At 51.4% G+C, this 20,676-nt stretch carries 22 protein-coding genes; 14 read left to right on the forward strand and 8 right to left on the reverse strand.

Annotated elements, in window-relative coordinates:
- The first annotated feature begins 17 nt into the window (after positions 1–17).
- The 8 genes from tgt to AB1K62_RS09685 all read left to right on the forward strand — a co-directional run bounded on the left by tgt (position 18) and on the right by AB1K62_RS09685 (position 8,086).
- Positions 18–1,157: a tRNA guanosine(34) transglycosylase Tgt gene (gene tgt / locus AB1K62_RS09650; RefSeq protein ID WP_367003284.1), complete on the forward strand. Its 1,140-nt coding sequence runs from the start codon at positions 18–20 to the stop codon at positions 1,155–1,157.
- The gene (gene glnE / locus AB1K62_RS09655) at positions 1,154–3,880 is read left to right on the forward strand and encodes a bifunctional [glutamate--ammonia ligase]-adenylyl-L-tyrosine phosphorylase/[glutamate--ammonia-ligase] adenylyltransferase (protein ID WP_367003285.1); all 2,727 of its coding nucleotides are present in this window, start codon (positions 1,154–1,156) and stop codon (positions 3,878–3,880) included. Before tgt ends, glnE begins: the two co-directional genes overlap by 4 nt.
- Positions 3,877–4,338: a peroxiredoxin gene (locus AB1K62_RS09660; RefSeq protein WP_367003286.1), complete on the forward strand. Its 462-nt coding sequence runs from the start codon at positions 3,877–3,879 to the stop codon at positions 4,336–4,338. The genes glnE and AB1K62_RS09660 overlap by 4 nt, the downstream gene beginning before the upstream one ends.
- A 63-nt stretch (positions 4,339–4,401) precedes the next feature.
- Positions 4,402–5,154, forward strand: coding sequence for a ferritin-like domain-containing protein (locus AB1K62_RS09665; RefSeq protein WP_367003362.1), 753 nt, complete (start codon positions 4,402–4,404; stop codon positions 5,152–5,154).
- Positions 5,155–5,234: 80 nt separating this feature from the next.
- Positions 5,235–5,963 carry a M23 family metallopeptidase gene (locus AB1K62_RS09670; protein ID WP_367003287.1) on the forward strand — a complete coding sequence of 243 codons (729 nt, stop codon included), beginning with the start codon at positions 5,235–5,237 and terminating at the stop codon, positions 5,961–5,963.
- A 153-nt stretch (positions 5,964–6,116) separates the two neighbouring features.
- Complete coding sequence (gene erpA, locus AB1K62_RS09675) at positions 6,117–6,479, forward strand: iron-sulfur cluster insertion protein ErpA (RefSeq protein WP_367003288.1); 363 nt, start codon at positions 6,117–6,119, stop codon at positions 6,477–6,479.
- Between the two features lie 6 nt (positions 6,480–6,485).
- Positions 6,486–7,274, forward strand: a complete 789-nt coding sequence (gene xth, locus AB1K62_RS09680) for an exodeoxyribonuclease III (RefSeq protein WP_367003289.1) — start codon at positions 6,486–6,488, stop codon at positions 7,272–7,274.
- Positions 7,274–8,086 (forward strand): alpha/beta hydrolase, encoded by an 813-nt coding sequence (locus AB1K62_RS09685; RefSeq protein ID WP_367003290.1) that lies wholly within the window; start codon positions 7,274–7,276, stop codon positions 8,084–8,086. Before xth ends, AB1K62_RS09685 begins: the two co-directional genes overlap by 1 nt.
- 19 nt (positions 8,087–8,105) lie before the next feature.
- Here AB1K62_RS09685 and AB1K62_RS09690 read toward each other — a convergent pair whose 3' ends face one another.
- Positions 8,106–9,260, reverse strand: coding sequence for an N-acetyltransferase (locus AB1K62_RS09690; RefSeq protein WP_367003291.1), 1,155 nt, complete (start codon positions 9,258–9,260; stop codon positions 8,106–8,108).
- Positions 9,261–9,471: 211 nt separating this feature from the next.
- Here AB1K62_RS09690 and AB1K62_RS09695 point away from each other — a divergent pair, with 211 nt between their 5' ends.
- Complete coding sequence (locus AB1K62_RS09695; protein ID WP_367003292.1) at positions 9,472–10,608, forward strand: fatty acid desaturase; 1,137 nt, start codon at positions 9,472–9,474, stop codon at positions 10,606–10,608.
- Between the two features lie 2 nt (positions 10,609–10,610).
- Here the strand turns inward: AB1K62_RS09695 and lptG are convergent, their stop codons facing one another.
- Together lptG and lptF are read right to left on the reverse strand one after the other, a co-directional pair.
- On the reverse strand, positions 10,611–11,699 hold the full coding sequence (gene lptG / locus AB1K62_RS09700) for an LPS export ABC transporter permease LptG (protein ID WP_367003294.1): 1,089 nt from the start codon (positions 11,697–11,699) through the stop codon (positions 10,611–10,613).
- A gap of 50 nt (positions 11,700–11,749) precedes the next feature.
- Positions 11,750–12,958, reverse strand: coding sequence for an LPS export ABC transporter permease LptF (gene lptF, locus AB1K62_RS09705; protein ID WP_367003296.1), 1,209 nt, complete (start codon positions 12,956–12,958; stop codon positions 11,750–11,752).
- 125 nt (positions 12,959–13,083) lie between these two features.
- Between lptF and AB1K62_RS09710 the strand changes: the two genes are divergently transcribed.
- From AB1K62_RS09710 to AB1K62_RS09725, 4 genes are read left to right on the forward strand one after another with little or no spacing between them, the layout of a single operon-like run.
- Entirely contained in the window at positions 13,084–13,566 is a 483-nt protein-coding gene (locus tag AB1K62_RS09710) for a DUF2141 domain-containing protein (protein WP_367003297.1), read from the forward strand.
- A 31-nt stretch (positions 13,567–13,597) separates the two neighbouring features.
- On the forward strand, positions 13,598–14,572 hold the full coding sequence (locus tag AB1K62_RS09715; RefSeq protein WP_367003299.1) for an acylglycerol kinase family protein: 975 nt from the start codon (positions 13,598–13,600) through the stop codon (positions 14,570–14,572).
- Positions 14,573–14,587: 15 nt separating this feature from the next.
- Positions 14,588–15,520: a hypothetical protein gene (locus tag AB1K62_RS09720; RefSeq protein ID WP_367003300.1), complete on the forward strand. Its 933-nt coding sequence runs from the start codon at positions 14,588–14,590 to the stop codon at positions 15,518–15,520.
- Positions 15,521–15,548: 28 nt separating this feature from the next.
- Entirely contained in the window at positions 15,549–15,944 is a 396-nt protein-coding gene (locus AB1K62_RS09725) for a cupin domain-containing protein (protein ID WP_367003301.1), read from the forward strand.
- A 41-nt stretch (positions 15,945–15,985) separates the two neighbouring features.
- Here AB1K62_RS09725 and AB1K62_RS09730 read toward each other — a convergent pair whose 3' ends face one another.
- The 4 genes from AB1K62_RS09730 to AB1K62_RS09745 all read right to left on the reverse strand — a co-directional run bounded on the left by AB1K62_RS09730 (position 15,986) and on the right by AB1K62_RS09745 (position 18,979).
- Positions 15,986–16,504, reverse strand: coding sequence for a DUF305 domain-containing protein (locus tag AB1K62_RS09730; protein ID WP_367003302.1), 519 nt, complete (start codon positions 16,502–16,504; stop codon positions 15,986–15,988).
- A 183-nt stretch (positions 16,505–16,687) separates the two neighbouring features.
- Entirely contained in the window at positions 16,688–17,491 is an 804-nt protein-coding gene (locus tag AB1K62_RS09735; protein WP_367003304.1) for an enoyl-CoA hydratase-related protein, read from the reverse strand.
- 33 nt (positions 17,492–17,524) lie between these two features.
- Positions 17,525–18,724, reverse strand: coding sequence for an aminotransferase class I/II-fold pyridoxal phosphate-dependent enzyme (locus AB1K62_RS09740; protein ID WP_367003306.1), 1,200 nt, complete (start codon positions 18,722–18,724; stop codon positions 17,525–17,527).
- A 9-nt stretch (positions 18,725–18,733) separates the two neighbouring features.
- Positions 18,734–18,979, reverse strand: coding sequence for an acyl carrier protein (locus AB1K62_RS09745; protein WP_367003307.1), 246 nt, complete (start codon positions 18,977–18,979; stop codon positions 18,734–18,736).
- A gap of 222 nt (positions 18,980–19,201) precedes the next feature.
- On the opposite strand from AB1K62_RS09745, the gene AB1K62_RS09750 reads away from it, so the two are divergent.
- On the forward strand, positions 19,202–19,717 hold the full coding sequence (locus AB1K62_RS09750) for a Pycsar system effector family protein (RefSeq protein ID WP_367003308.1): 516 nt from the start codon (positions 19,202–19,204) through the stop codon (positions 19,715–19,717).
- Between the two features lie 16 nt (positions 19,718–19,733).
- On the opposite strand, the gene AB1K62_RS09755 is transcribed toward AB1K62_RS09750, so the two are convergent.
- Positions 19,734–20,660, reverse strand: a complete 927-nt coding sequence (locus AB1K62_RS09755; RefSeq protein WP_367003310.1) for an NAD(P)H-binding protein — start codon at positions 20,658–20,660, stop codon at positions 19,734–19,736.
- Positions 20,661–20,676: the final 16 nt, after the last annotated feature.

Here is a 20,676-nt window from a genome sequence, read left to right on the forward strand (position 1 = left end):
ATTTGGGATAAATTTTCATGGCTGACCGCTTTTCATTTTCGATCGCCGCCACCGATGGCAAGGCGCGCACGGGCAAAATAACCATGCAGCGCGGGGAAATCCGCACGCCTGCTTTCATGCCCGTTGGCACTGCCGCAACCGTAAAGGCGATGAAGCCGGAAACGGTGCGCGCGACGGGCGCGGATATAATTTTGGGCAATACCTATCATTTGATGCTTCGGCCCGGTGCGGAGCGAGTGGCTAAACTTGGCGGGCTGCGCAAGTTTATGAACTGGGACCGGCCTATATTGACCGACAGCGGCGGTTATCAGGTGATGAGCCTGTCCGCCCTCACGAAAATGAGCGAGAATGGCGTAGAGTTTCAAAGTCATCTGGATGGATCGCGCCATATGCTGACGCCCGAACGCTCGATGGAAATACAGCGGCTGCTTGGCAGTGATATTGTCATGGCCTTTGATGAGTGCACGAAAAATGGCGCAACGCGTGAGGAAGCTGCTGCATCAATGGAACGCTCTATGCGTTGGGCCAAACGGTCCCGTGATGGCTTTGACAGTGGCAAAGAGCATGCGGCAAAGGCTGCGCTGTTCGGTATCCAGCAAGGGTCATTGGATAAAGACATGCGCGCCGCTTCGGCTCAGGCACTGATCGAGATCGGCTTTGACGGCTATGCGATTGGCGGCCTGGCGGTGGGTGAGGGGCAAGAGGCGATGTTCGAAGTGCTCGACTATGCCCCCGGCCAATTACCCGCTGATAAGCCACGCTATCTTATGGGGGTTGGCAAACCGGATGATCTGGTCGGCGCGGTGGAGCGCGGGGTTGATATGTTCGATTGTGTGCTGCCCAGCCGGTCGGGCCGCAATGGTCAGGCATTTACAACCTACGGCCCGGTGAATATCCGCAACGCGCAATTTGCCGAGGATATGGAGCCACTGGACGCGACTTGCGCCTGTTCGGTTTGCCAGACCTATAGCCGGGCCTATCTCCATCATCTGGTCCGGTCCAAGGAGATATTGGGCGCAATGCTGATGACAGAGCATAATATTTCTTATTATCAATCACTTATGTCAGGAATGAGAGAGGCTATCGCAGAGGGGGGCTTTGCGGATTTTGCCAGCAATTTCCGCAGCAATTATCTTCAGAAAACTTCGGAGCAATGATAGGCGGCTTGCCTCAACCGATCAGCCTGAGCGACGCGTTACATCGCGCGGAGGAGCATGCGCCTTATTTGTGTCTTGCGCTGGATATATTGCCGGAATTAAAAGAATTGCTGGCGGCGGAGGACTTGAAATCCGCTTTTGCCTTTGTGCAGGAAGCTGGCACCGGCGCGCAAACCGTCCGGCAAAAATTGCGGCGGGAAAAGCGCGCACTGGCCGTCACTTTGGCGGTCGGTGATCTGGCTGGACAGCTCAGTTTGAGTGAGGTTGTCGAGCATTTGTCGGATTTTGCCGACCGCGCGTTGGAAGAAGCCTTGGCGGATATATATGCCGAGCGTTATCCCGATGCCGAGCGTCAAGGCTTTGCGGTCATCGGGCTAGGCAAACATGGCAGCCGCGAATTAAACTATTCTTCGGATATCGACCCGATATTCATCTATGACCCCGACAAAATACCTACGCGGGGGAGGGAAGAACCCAGCGACGCAGGGCGGCGGATTGGTCAGCAACTGGTCGATGCCTTGAACGCGCGCGACGACGACGGTTATGTATTTCGCGTCGATATGCGCCTGCGTCCCTCGCCGGAAGTCAGTCCGGTTGCACTGCCGGTTGAAGCGGCAATCGGCTATTATGAATCCAACGCTCTGGCGTGGGAGCAGGCGGCGTATATCCGATCCCGCTTTGCCGCCGGTGATAGCGACCTTGGCCATTATTTTCTCGATACAATCAGCCCGTTTATCTGGCGGCGCACACTGGATTACGGGGCGATTGCCAATATTGGCGCGGTTTCGGTCCGCATTCGTGACCATTATGCAGCGGGTCAGCAATTCGGCCCCGGATATGATCTGAAACGCGGACGGGGCGGGATCAGGGAAGCTGAATTTTACGCCCAAATGCACCAGTTGATCTATGGTGGACGTGACCCTGCGTTGCGCGTTCCTGCTACGAGAGACGCTTTGCGCGCGCTGGCCGATGCAGGGCGGATTGATACGGAAAAAGCCAAGATACTGGCCGAATCCTATGAGCTTTACAGGGTGATCGAACACCGTCTGCAAATGGTCAATGACCAACAAACCCATAGTCTTCCCGAAGATGAGGCAGCCCTCGACAGGGTAGCGCGGCTTCATGGGCTGAACCAGGGTGATGACCTGATTGAACTTCTGTCCGGGCCGGTTGAGAAGGTCGGCAAGATTTATGATGACTTGATCATGTCCGATGACAATAGCGCCTTGCCGCAATCAGATCACGCGCTGGCTACGGCTCTTGAAGAGCGGGGCGTTACCGAACCGGCGGCCTTTATCAAAAAAATCAAGCGCTGGCGTAGCGGTAAAGTCATGGCGCTCAGAAGCACTGCGGCGGTCGAATCCTTTGAAGCGGTATTGCCGGAGATGGTCGAATCCATTGCCGGATCACCGGACCCTCATCACGCGTTGCTGCGGTTAGAGAGTCTGATTGACAAGCTGCCGACAGCGATCAATTTTTTCCGGCTGTTAGAGGCACGGCCCGGCCTGCGCGACATGCTAGGACGGATATTGAGCCATGCGCCGGTTCTGGCTGATGAGCTGTCACGTAACGTTGGGTTGCTCGAAGGTTTAATAGATGCGACCGCCCTTGACCTGCCGCCGTCTGTAGCTCTGTTGGAAGAAGAGTTTGCGCGGCGTGAAAATGGTGATGATTATCAGATGCTGCTCGACCGCGTGCGTGAACGGGTTGGTGAAAAACGGTTTGCTCTTGGCACCCAATTGATTGAATCGCGCCACGACCCGTTGGCCATTGCTGGCGGCTATGCGGACGTTGCAGAAGCAGCCATCCGTGTTCTGACTGACGCTACGATACAGGAATTTGAAAATGTCCATGGCAAGGTCGCGGGCAGCGAGATGTTGATTCTCGCGCTTGGCAGATTGGGCGGGAAAATGTTGACCCATGCCTCGGACCTTGATCTGATATTTCTGTTCACCGGCGATCATGGCGGGGAATCGGACGGGGACCGTCCTTTGGGTGCCGCGCGCTATTTCAATCGCCTGGCCCAGCGTATTGTCGCGGCTTTATCTGTTCCGACGGCGGCTGGACCGCTTTATGATGTGGACACCCGTTTGCGGCCTTCTGGCGCGCAAGGGCCGATGGCCGTGACGACGGATAGTTTTTTCAAATATCAGAATGAAAACGCGTGGACGTGGGAACATATGGCTTTGACCAGGGCGCGGCCTGTTTACGGTAGCGCAGATGCTTGCGAGCAATTGCAGGAGCAGATAAACATGATCCTGAAAAAGAAACGCGAGCCAGAGGCATTACGTAAAGCTGTTCGCAAAATGCGGCTGGACATTGTAGAACATAAACCGCCCAAAGGGCCGCTGGATACAAAACTGATGGAGGGCGGTCTGGTGGATTGGGAGTTCATCATCCATTTCTTACAGCTTAAAACCGGGAAAGCCCTACATTCCCAATTGGGAGATGCGGCACGCGGATTGGTAGCCAGTCAGGATTTGGACGAGGATATGGTTACCGCCTATGAATTAATGTCCCGCTTGCTGGTTGCTCTGCGATTAATGTCGCCCGACTGTGATTATCCACCGGAAACAAGCCGCGACCTGATTGCAAAAGCGGCACGGCAGCAAAGCTGGGAAGCACTTTTGCATGGCTATGATATAGCCCGGCAACGCGTTATTGATGAGTGGAACCGCCATTTGCGGCCGGACCCCAATGAAATCCTAGGAGATATTATATGATCGAAGCTGGCGATAAAATGCCCGACGCCGAATTGACTGCGCCAGATGGTAGCACGGTGAGATTATCCGACTATCATGGTAAAAAACTGGTGCTGTTTTTCTATCCCAAGGCGAGCACGCCGGGCTGCACGACCGAATCAAAAGACTTTTCAGCATTGTTGCCGGAATTTGAAAAAGCTGGAGCGGCGGTGCTGGGCATGTCCGCTGACACCCCGAAGCGGCAACAGAATTTCATCAATAAACAGGAATTGACCGTGGATATTGCGTCGGATGAATCGACCGAATTCCTAAGTAAAATTGGTGTTTGGGCCGAGAAAAAAATGTATGGCAAAACATTCATGGGCATTATCCGGTCAACCTTTCTGATCGGGCCGGATGGAACCGTTTTACAGGCATGGCCAAAGGTCAAGGTCAAGGGGCATGCCGAAGAGGTGCTGGCCGCGGTTCAGGCAGGGTAGGCTACAAACTTGAATAGATTACCCGAAAAGCTCTCCGCCGGAGAGGCCGTAAAACGCGTCCTGATGACGCCGGAGCCAGCCGCCAAAGTTATGGCCGCCCGTGCTGCTGCCCGGCAGTGGCGTAAAGGCAGGCTGACCGCTGATTTTGATAGTGTAATGCCCGATGTCCCTGCGCGGCCGGATAGGCCCGAATTGCTGCGTCCTGGACAAATGCCGCGACGCGGCAAAGGAACCTCGCTGACCAAACGGGTCGCTTTGATTCATGCCTTGGCCCATATAGAGTTTGTCGCAATTGATCTTGCATTTGATATGATCGGGCGGTTTGCAGCGCAGTTCCCACGCGAATTTGCTGATAACTGGTTTCGTGTCGGCGCAGAAGAAGCGATGCATTTCGTCTTACTGGACCGCCGATTGCGCGAGATGGGAAGTTTTTACGGTGCGTTACCCGCCCATGATGGACTTTGGGACACAGCACGTGAAACTGCTTATGATGCTTCGGCCCGTTTGGCGATCGTTCCCATGGTGTTGGAGGCGCGCGGCCTTGATATTACGCTGGACACTGTAGAGCGGTTCAAGGCGCAGGGTGATCCACTCACCGCGAAAGTGTTAAACCGTATTTTCCACGATGAAATAAATCATGTTTTTTTTGGAACCAAATGGTTTGAGTGGTGTTGTCATAAGCAAAAGAGCGATCCACATCGCCATTGGAAAGGTCTGGTTAAAACTCACTTTAGGGGTGGGTTGAAGCCTCCTTTCAACGACTCAGCGCGCCTTGCAGCCGGTCTAACTCAAGATTATTATCTTGGTATTGAATAATTAACCAAATTAAACTTAGTCCTGTTCTCACGACACGGGGGCAGAATTTCTGTCAAAAAATATCCGGAATTATTTTCCGAATGACAAGAGCGGGACTCGATGAGTTTATGACCGATAGCGTAGTAGGTTTGTATACAAAGGCTGTGAAAAAAATCACAGCAGTCGCAGTATTAGGATCTGCGATAAGTTTTTCCTCCACAGCAATGGCTGCTGAAGAAGCGGAAACCGTTAATGCAATCGACGCATTGCGAAGCATTTCCAAGAATGGCGAGAATATCCTAGGTCAGGCTGATCCGGCCTTTCGCCTTCTTTTTGACAAATGGTCCGGACAGGGAAAAGAGGCTCCTGTTAAACTGACCATTCCTTCTCGCAAACCTGTAGAAAATTTCAAATTGACCAGTTCCTACGGATTCCGGTCCGATCCTTTCCGCGGACGCCGCGCCCGTCACAAGGGGCTGGATATGGCTGGCCCGGTAGGCACGCCCATTTACGCCACAGCAGACGGCATCGTGGGACGCGCCCAATGGCTTGGCGGATATGGCAATTATATCGAAATCAATCACGGCAACGAAATACAAACCCGCTACGGGCATATGTCCCGTTTGAATGTGAAGCCCAATACACGCGTCAAAAGTGGCGATTTAATCGGTTTCATGGGATCAACTGGCCGGTCGACTGGCAGCCATCTTCATTATGAAGTTCGTATTGCCGGAGAAGCTGTTAATCCAGTTCCTTTCATGCAGTCCAATGATTTTCTTTTGGCCCAGAAAAACGATCCTTCTTCAGGATTGGGCGGTCCCGCTGATTAACGCGGTCTGAAAACGAATACACCTTTGGGAGAGGGTGATAGGGGGTTGGTGATGCTGAAACGCTCGCCGACCCTTTTTTTTTGTTCTCACCACCAGCGAATAATTCTATCGCCTCCTTTTGACACTATGCGGCACAGTCCCTATCTTGGGGTTATGACACAGATAACCGAAATTACTGCTCAGGATTCTGGGCAAGATATTATTCTGACCGCTAATGCAGCCAAACGCGTAGCTGCTATCGCTGAAAAACAGAAAAAGCCTGCGATACTGCGTTTGTCAGTAGAAGGCGGTGGATGTTCCGGTTTTCAATATCGCTTTGGTCTGGCCGAAGATATTGAATCGGATGATATTATGGTGGAGGAATCCGGTGTGACTTTAGTGGTGGATGAAATCAGCCTCGATCTCGTTCGCGGGAGCGCTGTGGATTTTGTGGAATCCCTTGGCGGTAGTGCATTTCAGGTAACCAACCCCAACGCCGCCTCCGGCTGTGGTTGCGGTTCCAGTTTTTCTGTCTGACCGCCGGTGAGAATAGCCAGCTTTAACATTAACGGCATCAAAGCGCGTTTGCCGCGTTTATTGGAATGGCTTGAAGAGACAAAGCCCGATGTTGCCTGTCTACAGGAAATCAAAACACAAGATGAAGGCTTTCCCGCCGCCGAATTTGAGAAAATCGGATATGGCGCGATCTGGCATGGTCAGAAAAGCTTCAACGGTGTTGCGATATTGACCCGTGACCAGCAACCCGATGAGGTCAAGCGCGGTCTGGATGGTGAGCCAGAGGATGAGCATAGTCGCTATCTTGAAGCCAATGTTCAAAGTGCGGGCGGAAAAACAGTGCGGGTGGCAAGCATATATTTGCCCAACGGCAATCCGCAACCGGGACCGAAATTTGATTTCAAACTGCGCTGGATGAAGCGTTTACGAACTCGCGCGGCTGAAATCTGGCAAGAGGAAATCCCGGCGGTACTGGCCGGTGATTATAATGTGATTCCGCGTGACAATGATGTGTTTTCGGTCAAAACTATGGAAAATGACGCCTTGATGCAGCCGGAAAGCCGGGAAGGCTACCGGCGCATCCTCAACGACGGGTGGACCGATGCCCTTGGCATTACATATCCGGGCGGTAATATCTGGACCTATTGGGATTATCGCAGTGGCGGTTGGCAGCGCGATCAGGGTTTCCGGATCGACCATTTGTTGCTTAACCCGCTGGCGGCGGATCAATTGCGCTCTTGCGGAGTGGATAAGGAACACCGGGGACGGGAAAAAGCCAGCGACCATGCTCCAACCTGGATTGATCTAGATATTTAATGCGGTCGATACTGATAAGCCTGATCTTTGTTGCAGGGCTTTATCTGTTATTTGTGGCATTGGCTTATGTGTTCCAGCGCAATTTAATATATTTCCCCGATCAAAATCTCCTCTCCTCGCAAAAGTTAGATGAGCGCGGGTTTGAGGCCGTAGAAATTGCGAGCAGCAGCGGTGCGTTAATATCTCTATGGCGCGCACCAAGTGACCAGACGAAGCCGATCATCATCCATTTTCATGGCAATGCGGGATCGCTTGCCGCGCGTTTACCCTTATATCAGGCTTTGGCTCAAGATGGGGCAGGTGTGTTGGCGGTGGGCTATCCGGGTTATGGCGGGAATATAGGAGCAGCTGCGGAAGATGCCTTTTACGAGGCGGCGCAGGCCAATTATGACTGGTTGGTTAAACAAGGCTTTGGTGCGGACCGATTTGTCATCGCCGGACAATCGCTTGGCTCAGGTGTAGCGACATGGCTTGCATCAGAAAATGAAGCGTCGGGACTGATTTTAGAGGCGGCTTTTACGGGCATGGATGATATGGCACAGCGGCAGTTTCCAATGCTGCCGGCTAAATTGTTAATCAAAGACCGCTATCGCTCGATTGACCGGATTGCCGGGATTGATATGCCGTTGAGCTGGATTCACGGCACGGGCGATGAATTGATACCCTTTGCCATGGGTCAACGGTTGTTTGATGCCGCGGCTGAACCGAAAAACGCCTATCCAATCAAAAATGGCGGCCATAATGATTTATGGTCGCGCGGCATTGATGTGCTAATACGAAAAGACGCCCAGTATTTTGTATCAAGGCGCTAAACCGCTGCACAATAAGCGGTCAGATTGTTTTTTCGTATAATGTATAAACCCGGTTTACCTTGGCATTAATGGCCTCGGCAATGGCGACCATGCCTTTGTTATCATCCAATATCCAGCCCAGCTCACCGCGGGTTGCACCATAATTTGCCACTGCTTCGCGACGAATATATTCAACCATCATAAATGCCATCTGGCTGGCGACGCGGCTGTTTTGTAATTCCTTGACTACGCCCATCAATGGCACGCGCATTGTCGGAGACTTGGGGAATTTCAACCACCAAAGCAGCTTGGCCCAGTTGAACGGCAGCAAACTGCCCTTCATCCCCTTGGTCCGGTCATTCAAATCGGGCAATGTTATCATGAATGCTACCGGCTTGCCTTCCAGCTCGGCAATCATGATGAGGTCTTCATAAACAATCGGCTTTAATTTTACGCCTACATGGTCAATCTCATTAGGCGTCAGCGGTACAAACCCCCAATTTTGCGACCAGGCATCGTTCAGAATATCCATTATGATCTTCGCTTCGCGGTCAAATTGCGATTTATCGACCTTCCTCAGCTTTAACTTGCTATTACGCTCGCCCGATTTCACAATCCGGTCAATTAAGGGCGGAAAACCATCCACAATCGGTAGATCGTAAGTAGAAAGCTCTTTGACGCTTTTATAAGCTTCTTCTTCGATCCACCCCTGATATTCCCGGTTGTGATGGCCCATCATCACAGTCGGGCTATGATCGTGTCCAAACGTCAACAGGCCCGGCTCGTCCCATACGGACAGGCTGATCGGCGCGATCACGCGGTGCATGCCTTGTTGTTTCAACCATTGTTCAGCAGCATTAATCAATGCTGTAGCGGTTGCATCATTGGCCGCTTCCATCAGCCCCCAATGCCCCGTTCCCGGCCCAAAACCCTGTTCCACCGGCTGAGCCAAGGCCAGCTCGTCAATATGGGCGCTGATCCGGCCCACAATTATGCCGTTTTGTTCGGCTATGTAGAGCTGGACTTTGGCATGTTCAAAAAACGGATTTTTCTTTGGATTGAGTAACGCATAAACTTCCGATTTTAATGGCGGTATCCAATGGGGATCATCTGCATTCAACCGATAGGCGACTTCAACAAAACTCTTTAGCTGGGCCTTGGTAGTGACAGGATGTATAACTATATGCGAGGACACGGCGGTTTTTCACCTTTACAAAGGTTGGTGTTCAATCGGTTTTGCCGTGCTGTGCCGCTAATAAGGCTGATATGTCAAGCGCGTGCACATGTTAGCAATATCACAGAGGCCCGAGAATATACCCGGCTCAAGGGATCGCGAGAAAACATAGCAATGCCATTTTCTCGCCATGATATCCTGCTGTAGGCAGCAGATTAGGAAGAAGTAACTTATGAAACATTCTACCCCTTTGGCCGCTTCGCAGGATTTGGACACCTCAAAATCACCTGATTTTGTCGAAGAAAAATCTGTTGATAATGCGCCATTTGATGACAATGAGCTGATCCGTACGGCGGCAAAGGTCACGCGCGATCTTAATGCCGTTCGTCCAATGGTTTACTGGTCTGACTTTCTTGCGTCCGTGTTCATCGGATATGGCGCGATGATCGCTGCGATACTATTGGAGTCTGTTGGCTTGGCGGTATTGGCGGGCATTATATCTGTTCTCGCTCTCTATCGCGCCGGCAGCTTTATTCACGAATTGACCCATATCCGGCGCGGATCATTACCGGGATTCCGCTTCGCATGGAATGCGCTTCTGGGTGTTCCGCTATTACTGCCTTCGTTCATGTATGAAGGGATCCACAACCTTCATCATGCCCGCACCCGCTATGGCACCGCGCAAGACCCCGAATATCTTCCACTGGCTTTGATGAAGCCTTTCACCGTTCCCTTGTTCGTGCTGGTATCAGCATTGGCACCTATTGGCCTGTTCATTCGCTATGCCTTGCTTGCTCCGTTATCGGTTTTCATACCTCCGCTACGCAAACTGGTGGTCGAGCGCTATTCCGGTTTGATAATAAACCCTGAATTCCGCCGTCGTCCGCCGGAAGGTTCGTTCAAAAAAATATGGTATGCACAGGAAATTGCCGCAAGCATCTGGGCGATCGCATTGCTGACAGCGGTGGCAACCGGGTTCCTGCCGCTTCGTGCTTTTCTGATTGCGATTGCGATTGCCGCTGGTGCAATTGTGCTTAACCAGATTCGTACGCTGGTGGCGCATATGTGGGAGAATGACGGGGAGGTTATGAGCGTGACAGAACAATATCTGGATAGCGTGAATGTTCCGCCTCCCGGTTTCTTGCCTGCATTATGGGCGCCGGTCGGATTGCGCTATCATGCTTTGCATCATCTTTTGCCCGGTGTGCCCTATCATGCGCTGGGTGAAGCGCATCGCCGTATTTCCGATGCGCTGCCACAGGGATCAACCTATTACCGCGCCAATCACCCCGGCCTATGGTCATTGGTGGTTGAATTGGTGCGTGGCAGCGCGAGTGATACGCCATCCCGTCCGAAAACGGTTGGCTAAACCTATTCTTCCGTGCGGATAAGCACTGTTTCACCGATCAGGAAAAACAGAATAAATGGTGCCCATGCTGCTAATATTGGTGGATAAGCGCCAATAGTGCCCATAGCGAGCGAGAAGTTATCCGCGACGAAATAGGCAAAGCCAAGCGCCATGCCGATAACCGCGCGGATAAAAAGCTGTCCGGATCTAGCCAGACCAAATGCAGCCACTGCGCCAAGTAATGGCATTAATACCGCTGATAACGGGCTTGAAATCTTGTGCCACAGGTTCGATTGCAGTGCCATTGTCGGACGCCCGGCTTTTTTCAGCTCTGTAATCGCGGACATTAACTGGGGAAAGGATAGGCTCGCTGCATCCACATTCGCCAGCGTGAATTGATCGGGTCGCAAACTGTCCCCGATCGTTATGCTTTCTTTCAGTTCTTCCGTGCCGGTCAATACGTCGAACTTGGTGACGCCGGTTACATTCCATGTAGTCCCGGTAAATCGGGCTTCATCACCATGCATCAGGCTACGTAAGCTGTTACCGGACCGGTCATAAATAGTTATATCTTGCAAAAGGACATCTGTTCCGCGCCCGGTGACTGTTTTGGCATTGACCAGATTATTGCCATCACGAACCCAGACATTGGTTCGCACGTTGCTGGCTGCTGGAATCGGCCCATAGTCCACTCTTTCCCATGCCGAAAGCCGCGCCGTAGCAGGCGCCACGACCGTTTCGTTGAACAGAAATGATATTATGGCGACGATCAGGCTGGTGATGACCAGAGGCGCGAGAATCTGATGTGCAGAAAGGCCTCCCGCTTTCATTGAGATAACTTCACTATTCTGGTTCAGGGTAGCCGCCGTAATGATAGTGCCGAGCAAAACTGCAAAAGGCAGGAAGCGCTGAACCAGTTGCGGTGCGCGCAAGGTGATATAGGTCCACAATTCGGACTGGCCGTTGCCCTGCTGCGCCATAATGCGGCCACTTTCGCCCAGAAGGTCCAATGCCTGTAAAACCAGCACCAGCATAGCCAGCACCGCCAAAGTCCGTAGCGTTAGCATTTTGGCCATGTAAAGAGCCAGTGTCCGCGAAGGGAAAAAATTCATGCCTGTGCGTCTCCGTTCACGACAATATAGCCGATATACTGCTGTGCTTGTTATCTGACATCAGACCGTTTCCGATTGAAATTCAATAGCCCTTTGAAAACCCCGCCGAATTTTGAGAATGCCTTTTCCAAGGCACCGATCGGTTGTCCGCCGGGGACATGGGCGACCATATGATACATCCAGATAATCAACGAGCCGAACAATATGAACGGCACCCATAAGGCGATGATCGGATCAACAATGCCAAGCGCGCCGATATCCTCACCATATTGATTGACCTTGTGATAGGTCACAATCATCACAATGGAGATAAAAACCCCCAGCGCGGAATTGGATCGCTTTGGCGGAATGGCCAGTGCCAACGCCAAAAGAGGCATCAACAGCATCATGACGACTTCAACCATACGGTAATGGAAATTAGCCCGGCTCTGGTTTCGTTCTGTCTCGGGCCGATCCTGATCCAGTCCGATCCGTACCAATTCCGGGATAGTATATTCCAGATCTTTTTCACCCCTTGATCGAAATGCTGCAATATCGGGTAGATCAATCGGCAGATCATGGCTGCTAAAGCTCAATATCCGGGGTTTTTCATAATTCGGTGCGTCATGTATGAGCACGCCCTTGGACAGGCGCAATATGATTGTGTCAGGGTCGTCAGTGGCAAGAAACTGGCCATTTTCGGCAGTAACGGAAATGGTTTGCCCGGATTTATTTTCTGCGCGGACAAACATCCCGCTTAATTTTGTGCCATTGTCGCGGCTTTCCTCGATCCGCATGGTCATTTTTGAACCAAGATTGGTAAATTCGCCGACCTTGATCGAGGCTCCCAGCGCACCGGACCGCAATTCAAAGCGCAATTCCTCGTAATAATAGCGCGATAACGGCTGTATAAACCCGACCAGCGCCAGATTGACCAACATCAGAGCGACCGCAAACATATAGGGCACTTTTAACAGGCGGGTGTAGCCTTGTCCGACAGCCCTGAAAACATCCAGTTCAGAGCTAAGCGCGAGCTTCCGAAAAGCCAGTAATATTCCCAGTAACAAGCCGATCGGGATGCCCAGCGAGAGATATTCGGGGATAAGATTAGCCAGCATCCGCCACACTACACTGACGGGGCCGCCCTCTGCGGCAACAAAGTCGAACAGGCGCAGCATTTTTTCCAGCACGAGCAGCATTGCAGCAATAACCAGCGTGCTAAACAGCGGAACGGCAATCAGCCGGGCGATATAACGATCGGTGGAACTTAAGAATTTCAACTTATCGTCGCCCTCTCACCATGATTCTGCCGTAAATCATTTGCATAACGGCATGCTTAAAGGGGGGCCGATTCTTTGACCACCGCAGAGTATTCGCGGTTATAACGACTAGGAGTATTTTCGTCATGTTGAAAATTGCAGCTTCGTTTGTACTTTCAACCATTCTTTTGGCTTTACCAGTGTCTGCGGCAAATGCAGGCCAGAAAATTCCCAATGATATGAGTAAATGCAGGGCGGGTAATGGTCCGGCTGTGCTGGTGAGTTTGAATGGCATTAAACAATCATCGGGAAAAATTCGTGTGCAAAGCTATCGAGGAACACGGGCGGATTGGCTGACTAAAGGGGCGTGGATCAATCGTATCGAAGTTCCGGCAAAGAGAGGGAGCATGATGTTTTGCGTGCCTGTTCCGAAAAGCGGAACCTATGGCATCGCTGTGCGCCATGATGTGAATGGCAATGGAAAAACCGATATTTCGACCGACGGTGGCGGCATGTCAAATGATCCGAGCATCAATATATTTAACCTGGGTAAACCCAGTTACAAAAAAACCGCTTTTTCAGTGGGTAATGAAGTGAAGTCTATCAGCATCCAGATGAAATATATGTGACAGACGGAACAGGGAAACGGATAATTAAATAATGACGAACGTAGCATTGCTTTCTAATCCAAATTCCACGGGTAATCGTGCGATATTACCGCAGGTGCGTTCTTATTGTGTCAATAATAGCGATGTTTTTCATTATGAAGTCGATGATGTAGATGAAATTACCAAGGCATTGCATACCATTGCCAAGGTGAATCCCAAGGTGCTGGTGATCAACGGCGGTGATGGCACGGTTCAGGCCGCGCTCACCGAATTGCATCAGGGTGGACATTTCGGTGACAATCCGCCGCCGGTTGCGGTGCTACCCAATGGCAAGACCAATCTGATTGCGTTGGACCTTGGAGCAGAGGGCAATCCGCTGAAAGCTTTGGAACGCATTGTGGAAATGGCCAAGCATGATTTGCATGATCATCTGGTCAACCGGGAGCTTATCGCATTGTCTGACGGTCGCAAGGACAGTAAAGTCGTTTTGGGCATGTTCCTTGGCGGAGCGGGATTGTCGGAGTTTATCTTATATTGCCGGCATAAAATATATCCGCTGGGTTTGCCCAATGCGGCATCCCATATTCTGACTGTCCTGGCTGCTTTAGCCTCGCTACTATTTGGTATAAGCGCTAAATTCTTGCCGAACAGGCCTTCTCCGATCAGCATTTCACTGATTAAAAACGGCCAGTATCAAGGCAATTTCGCCATATTGATTGTTACTACTCTGGAAAAATTGCTGCTAATGCGCCGATTGACCCAGCCGCGCAGAAAAAACGGGCATTTGCAATTCATGGCCATAGATCAGAAGCCGGCGGCACTGGTCCGTTTTATCTTCTCTGCGCTCTTTGGTCGTCTGGGCAAATCCGTGCAAAAGGGTATTTATCTTGAGCATGGCGATATGATCCGGATTGAAGGCAAAAACAGCAATGTTGTTATGGACGGCGAATTATTCTTTGCACAGGAAGGCAGGCCGATTGTTTTGAAATCGACCAAGCCGGTGTCCTTCCTTCGCCTCGCAGCTTAGGCTAATATCCTGCGGGTGAGCGACCTTAAGCATCTCGTTGAAAGTGAACTGGCAGAGCCAGTCGAACGGCGCGTCGCTGATTTTGCATCGGCGATTGCCGCGCAATATGGTGAAGCCTCTCGGGCTGTGCTTTTTTACGGTTCATGCCTTAGAACGACCGAGCTTGAAGGTCAGATGCTCGACTTTTATTTGATCGTTTCAAATTATGAAGCGGTCTATGGAAAAAGCTGGTTAGTGCGCGCGAACAAAATATTGCCGCCAAATGTTTTCCCGGCGGAGCATGACGGGCTTGTTGCCAAAATCGCTGTGCTGAGTGAAGCTGATTTCCATAGATTAAATCGCCCGGAAGCGAGCACGGTGAGTGTCTGGGCCCGCTTTGCCCAACCGTCACGGCTGGCATGGTGCGCGGACCAACAGGCCAGAGAGACTGTGGTCGCGGCCATTGAAGCTGCGCCGGTTACACTGCTCAATGGTGCTTTGGCCCATCTGGATGAAATACAACAGCCCGCTACACTTTCGCAGCTTTGGGAAAAAGGCTTTGCGCTGACTTATGGTGCGGAATTGCGGGCAGAACGAAAAGAACGATCACAGTCGGTCGTCGATTTTGCTCCAGAGCGCTATGAGCGGTTCGGTTCACTAGCAATCCCGCAATGCTCCATAGCCGCCAGAGTGAAAAACGGCACAGTTCAAATTGCCCACGGCCAGCAACAGCAGATCGCAGCGGAAAAAAGGCGCTGGCCACGCTTGCGCCGGAATGGCAAAATGCTGACCCTTGCACGGCTGGCCAAAGCATCTGCAACTTATGCCGGCGGGATCGATTATCTTGCATGGAAAATAAACCGCCATGCCGGGACAAATTATGTCATCAAGCCATGGCAACGCAAATGGCCGATATTAGGTGCGCTGGTCATGTTGCCAAAACTGGTAGCGGGAGGCGCAATAAAATAAGCGGGGCTACAGATCAGGAGAAGCAGAAATGCCAGAAAAACTATCCTATAATCCCGTTCATCTAGGGCATGGGGGGAGCGCGGTAACCCAACCGGAGTTTAACGGTGATCCCGATTGGTATGAAGCCTATAGCAAGCGTCATGAAGCAGATGGTGAAGAAGGGCGGCTGGTATCGCTGCACAGTTTTTCCGAATCTTGGACCATGTGGGAGATGCACCCTGTTGGTGCTGAAATGGTGCTGTGTATCAAAGGTGAAATTATTTTGATCCAGCAATTGTCAGACGATACGCAAAAGCGGACTGTCCTGCGCGAAGGAGAATATGCGATAAATCCGCCGGGTGTCTGGCATACCGCTGATATTGAAAGCGAGGCGTCGGCGGTGTTTATTACAGCAGGGCAGGGGACAGAGCACCGGGATCGTTAGAGGTCTGAGTTTACCAAATCCGAGCGTCTTTTTGATAAGGATTAGGGATTTAGTTTGCCTTCAAAATCTGGAACGGGGCGCGCTAAGGCTTTTGCATCCGTCGTAGCTTTGCCATTTTGGTCAATATCCTTGATCAACCATTGCATTTCCTTGATTTCTTTGCGTTGGGCCTCGATAATTCTATCGGCCAGATCACGCACTCTCTTGTCCTCGATATTGGCGCGCTCACTTGTCAGAATGGCGATACTATGATGAGGGATCATCGCTTTTTGCCATGCCTGATCAGAAACCGTATTTTGTGACCTTACAAGAAATAACGATCCGGCGAAGATGATAATGGCGCTCACAAAGATCATGATATTCTTGCGTTTGTCCTGATACATTCCAAGCATGAATAACAGCATGATAATCGCCATGGCTGCGCCCATATATACCGCCATCCATGTGCGGGTTTCGCTAAAATAGACATGATCCATAGCGTAGGTGTTGAGATACATCAGTCCGTACATCACCAGAGTAGCTGTCAAAATCATAACAATGTAGCGAGTATAGCTGCCCATTCTTGCTTCTCCTGGCTCTTATAATGTCTAACAACAATACGCAGGCACAGCATATAAGTTCCGATACGGGACTTATATTAAAAGCAAAACGGAATATGTCATGCCCACCGATTGCGCGGACATATTCCTAATATATAAGAAGAAAACCGAGCGTAAGAACCGAGAGCGTGGAGCTAATCTGTCTTAGCGGTCTTTATACTCCGGTTTCCGCTTGGCGAAGAATGCTTTGGCTGCTTCTCTACTATCTTCAGTCATGCTCAACATGACCTGCTGTCGGTCTTCTATGGCCAATGCAGCCTCAAAACTCTGGGCATCGATATTGCGGTTCAGCGCGTCCTTTGTCAGCCGCAGACCCATGGGTGCGGTATCAAGCATTTCCTCTGCCAGTGATAGACCAGTGGAAAGCAGCTGATCTTCATCGACCATAGCGCTGATCAGTCCTTGCCTTTCCGCGCGTTCTGCATGGATAAACCTTCCTGTCAGGATCAATTCCGATGCCAGCGATGCTCCGACAAGCCGGGGCAGGAAATAGCTCGATCCCATATCACATCCGCCAAGGCCGATTTTGATATATGCCGCATTCATTTTCAGGCTCGGTGCGCCATAACGAACGTCGCTGGCCAGCAGCAGCGAAAAGCCACCACCGCAAGCTGCGCCCTGCGCCAGTGAAATAATGGGCTGAGGACATTGCCGCATCAATTGCATGACCGACGCGATGCTGCGCTGAGTCCGCCACATATGCTGGATATGCCCCCGGGTGCCGTCATTTTTCCATGCGCCGATATCTAGTCCCGCACAAAATGCCCGGCCTTCTGCCCGAAACAAAACGACGCGAACATCTTGGCGGTCCTGAAGCCCGCGAAAATAATCCTGCAAGGCGAAGATCATATCTTCGTTCATCGTATTGAGCTTGTCTGGCCGGTTAAGCGAGAGAATCTCGATAGCGCCGCGCTGTTCGATGGCAATGCTATTGGTGTGTAAATTCATTAAAATGCTTTCTTCCGGCGTAAAACCAGTTGCCTAAATCGCGCCGACCGCTTTTCCGGCAGCTTCAAACATGCCCAAAATCTGGTCCACCTGTTCCGACGTATGTTCCGAGCACAGCGAACATCGCAGCAGCGTCATATTGCCGGGCGTAGCGGGAGGGCGCGCGAGATTGACGTAAAGGCCTTCTGCCAGCAATGCTTGCCACATCATCGCGCCGCGTTCCAGATCGGGCATAATCACGGCGATAATCGCGCTTTGCGCTTCGGCGGTTCCCAGCTCAAAACCCAAATCGCGCAGACCTTTGTGGAGTTTCTTGCTATTTTCCCACAAATGCGCCCGTTTGTTACCGCTGTGAATCAGTTTGCGTATAGAGGTGCTGGCGGTTGCCATCACACTTGGCGGTAGCGATGCAGTGAATACATAAGGACGGCAAACCAGCCGCAAAATCTCGAACTTCGGGTGGTTGGAAACACAAAAACCGCCAACAGTGCCAACCGACTTGCTGAATGTGCCGATGATGAAATCGACATCGTCAATCACGCCCTGATCTTCTGCTACGCCGCGGCCATTTTCGCCAATGAAGCCCATGCTATGGGCCTCATCGACCAGAACCATTGCGCCGTTTTCTTTGCTGACCCGGATCATTTCCTTGAGTGGCGCGACATCGCCAAGCATCGAATAAACACCCTCAAGCACGACCAGTTTCCCGGCCTCAGCAGGCAAGCGTTTCAGACGTTTTTCCAGTGCTTCGACATCATTATGACGGAATGCGACAATTTCGGCATTACCCATGGCGCAGCCATCATAGATTGATGCGTGGCTATCAATGTCAAGAATGATGTAATCACCCTTGCCCGCGAGCGTTGAAATAATGCCCAGATTGGCCTGATATCCGGTGGAAAAGACCATCGCATGGTCCATCGCGTAAAATTCTTTTAGCGCATCTTCGCAATCTTTATGCAGGCTATATGTGCCATTAAACACACGGCTACCAGTGGTGCCAGAGCCATAGTCCTTCAATGCTTTAAGTCCGGCAGCCTGCACATCCTCGTCAAAGGTCATGCCCATGTAATTATAGGTGCCCAGCAAAATGGTTTCCTTACCATTAACTATGGCGACTGTCGGGGACTTTACCTCCTCCATCACCAGAGAGAACGGATCTTTCACACCTGTTGCGAGCAGAGCTTCGCGCTCTTGAATCAACGGATCGAATTTACTCAAAAGATCGGTCATCTGTCTCGCTCAGCTTTCCATCAACTTGGCAACAGCATCCGCGAGTTGACCAACGGTTTCAATTTCTGCCTGCATATTCATGGTGATAATGATGTCAAACTCATCCTCGACCGCGGCAACAAAATCCATCACAGTCAAGCTGTCCCACTCCAGATCACCGGCAAAGGTGGTCGTCTCTTTCAATGGGACGCCCTTGTTGTTGAACGGTTCGACCAATGCCTCAACCTTCGTCATGATTTCTTCACGGCTAGCCATAATCCAGTTTCCCAATAATTTGTCTGTTAATCTTTGCGGCAATAGTTCTGTTGGTCGCCAACATGCAACCTTTGCCAAGGTGTAGCCCCCATTGGCAAGCGAATAAGGCTGAAACAGGGCACAAGAATGGGGATAAAGACGCTGGCTTGCCCAATTGCACCGACTATGCCACTCATGCGCTGCATTGGCGTAGTACATGAATTTATGAGGGTAGGGGATAGGATGAGCGAGAGAAATTGGCCAGACGATGTTATTCATGCATTGCGAACGACGCAGCAGCATCATGTGCAGTTAAGCCTGATGGCTGATCACAAGGCGAATATGCTGATCGGTGCGACATTTGTAGTTTTCACGCTGGCCATTGGTCAAAGCCAGTCCGGCGATTTATCAATACCATTGCTGATCCTGGCGGTTTCGGCTTTTGCTTCGGCTGGTCTGGCGGCAATCGCCGTAATGCCAGCAACTGTACCGCGTGGTGACACCCCGTCAAACTTACTTTTCTTTGGCGGATTTCGGGGAATGACAGAGGATGAGTATGTGAGCCGCTTGCTCGACCAGGAATTAGAAAGCCAGGAAGCAACCTATCGCGCAATGTCACGGGACATTTACCAGATGGGAACCATATTGGGGCGCAAGAAATATCGTTTTCTTGGCTGGGCTTATCGCGTATTCCTATTTGGACTGACGCTGACATTTGCAAGCTATATGATCGAGCTTTTTGCCGGGCCGCTTGTTTAGACTTTTGTGTCGTTAATCACAGCCAGTCATTTTGCCGATACCAGTCGGCGGTATCTTTCAGGCCCTGGCGCGTTTCAATTTGCGGTGTCCATAGCTGCGGAGGCAAACGCTTGGCAGGATTGACCGTCCAGTCATCATGACAGAAATAACTTACCCTATCGGCCGATAATTTTGCTCTGTCGCGGCGTATCAGACGATCCGTTCTGGCACCGAGATCCAAAATCCATTTCGGTGTCGCTATGGGTTTGATCTGTTTGCCGACTGCCCAGCCAATGGCTTTGGCGAAACTTGCTTGAGTCCAGCCGCCGGTTTTACCGTCATCCACTTCAAAAGTTGCTGTAGTCAGAACATCATGTTCGGGAATGATAGACATTAGTGCATGTGATAAGTCGTCAACATGGATGGCGGAAAGGCGACCATCGGCATTGGGGGGCAGGGGGACAAAGCCCAGCTTCGCTACCTTGAAAATGTCCAGCATTTCCTTGTCACCGGGGCCATAAACGGCGGGTGGACGGATGACTGTCCAGTCGAGACCACTGGACGCAACAATTTTTTCCGCTTTGGCTTTGCTGTCACCATAAGCGGAGAGTTTTGGCATCGTTGCTGCAAGCGATGAGACATGGATGAAGCGCTGGCATCCAGCCGCTTTGCTAGCCTCTATAACCGCAAGCGTTCCTGCGACATTACCCGCTTCAAATCCTTCGCGTGTCGGTGCGTTCACTACGCCGGCGATGTGGATGACGACATCTGCGCCGGTGCACAATACATTCAGACTTGCCGGGTTGTCCAAAGCGCCGCGAACCCACGTGACATTAGGCCGGTCATCCTGCATGCTGCGTGTGAGGGCGCGAACCGGAAAACCGGCACGCACGGCAAGGTTAAGTAAATGCCCGCCTACAAAACCGGTCGCGCCGGTTATTGCGAGAGTTTGCTTGGATCGCATAGAATTATCTGTTCAT

Source organism: Parasphingorhabdus sp. JC815, assembly GCF_040717415.1.
Taxonomy (GTDB): domain Bacteria; phylum Pseudomonadota; class Alphaproteobacteria; order Sphingomonadales; family Sphingomonadaceae; genus Parasphingorhabdus.

Coding starts and splice junctions, on each gene's coding strand:
- AB1K62_RS09685 (WP_367003290.1), top strand. CDS start 7,274: ATGCGGTCGATACTGATAAGCCTGATCTTTGTTGCAGGGCTTTATCTG.
- glnE (WP_367003285.1), top strand. CDS start 1,154: ATGATAGGCGGCTTGCCTCAACCGATCAGCCTGAGCGACGCGTTACAT.
- AB1K62_RS09735 (WP_367003304.1), bottom strand. CDS start 17,491: ATGAATTTACACACCAATAGCATTGCCATCGAACAGCGCGGCGCTATC.
- erpA (WP_367003288.1), top strand. CDS start 6,117: ATGACACAGATAACCGAAATTACTGCTCAGGATTCTGGGCAAGATATT.
- AB1K62_RS09740 (WP_367003306.1), bottom strand. CDS start 18,724: ATGACCGATCTTTTGAGTAAATTCGATCCGTTGATTCAAGAGCGCGAA.
- AB1K62_RS09695 (WP_367003292.1), top strand. CDS start 9,472: ATGAAACATTCTACCCCTTTGGCCGCTTCGCAGGATTTGGACACCTCA.
- AB1K62_RS09715 (WP_367003299.1), top strand. CDS start 13,598: ATGACGAACGTAGCATTGCTTTCTAATCCAAATTCCACGGGTAATCGT.
- lptG (WP_367003294.1), bottom strand. CDS start 11,699: ATGAATTTTTTCCCTTCGCGGACACTGGCTCTTTACATGGCCAAAATG.
- tgt (WP_367003284.1), top strand. CDS start 18: ATGGCTGACCGCTTTTCATTTTCGATCGCCGCCACCGATGGCAAGGCG.
- AB1K62_RS09755 (WP_367003310.1), bottom strand. CDS start 20,660: ATGCGATCCAAGCAAACTCTCGCAATAACCGGCGCGACCGGTTTTGTA.
- AB1K62_RS09745 (WP_367003307.1), bottom strand. CDS start 18,979: ATGGCTAGCCGTGAAGAAATCATGACGAAGGTTGAGGCATTGGTCGAA.
- AB1K62_RS09730 (WP_367003302.1), bottom strand. CDS start 16,504: ATGGGCAGCTATACTCGCTACATTGTTATGATTTTGACAGCTACTCTG.
- AB1K62_RS09670 (WP_367003287.1), top strand. CDS start 5,235: ATGACAAGAGCGGGACTCGATGAGTTTATGACCGATAGCGTAGTAGGT.
- AB1K62_RS09710 (WP_367003297.1), top strand. CDS start 13,084: ATGTTGAAAATTGCAGCTTCGTTTGTACTTTCAACCATTCTTTTGGCT.
- AB1K62_RS09665 (WP_367003362.1), top strand. CDS start 4,402: ATGACGCCGGAGCCAGCCGCCAAAGTTATGGCCGCCCGTGCTGCTGCC.
- AB1K62_RS09660 (WP_367003286.1), top strand. CDS start 3,877: ATGATCGAAGCTGGCGATAAAATGCCCGACGCCGAATTGACTGCGCCA.
- AB1K62_RS09750 (WP_367003308.1), top strand. CDS start 19,202: ATGAGCGAGAGAAATTGGCCAGACGATGTTATTCATGCATTGCGAACG.
- AB1K62_RS09725 (WP_367003301.1), top strand. CDS start 15,549: ATGCCAGAAAAACTATCCTATAATCCCGTTCATCTAGGGCATGGGGGG.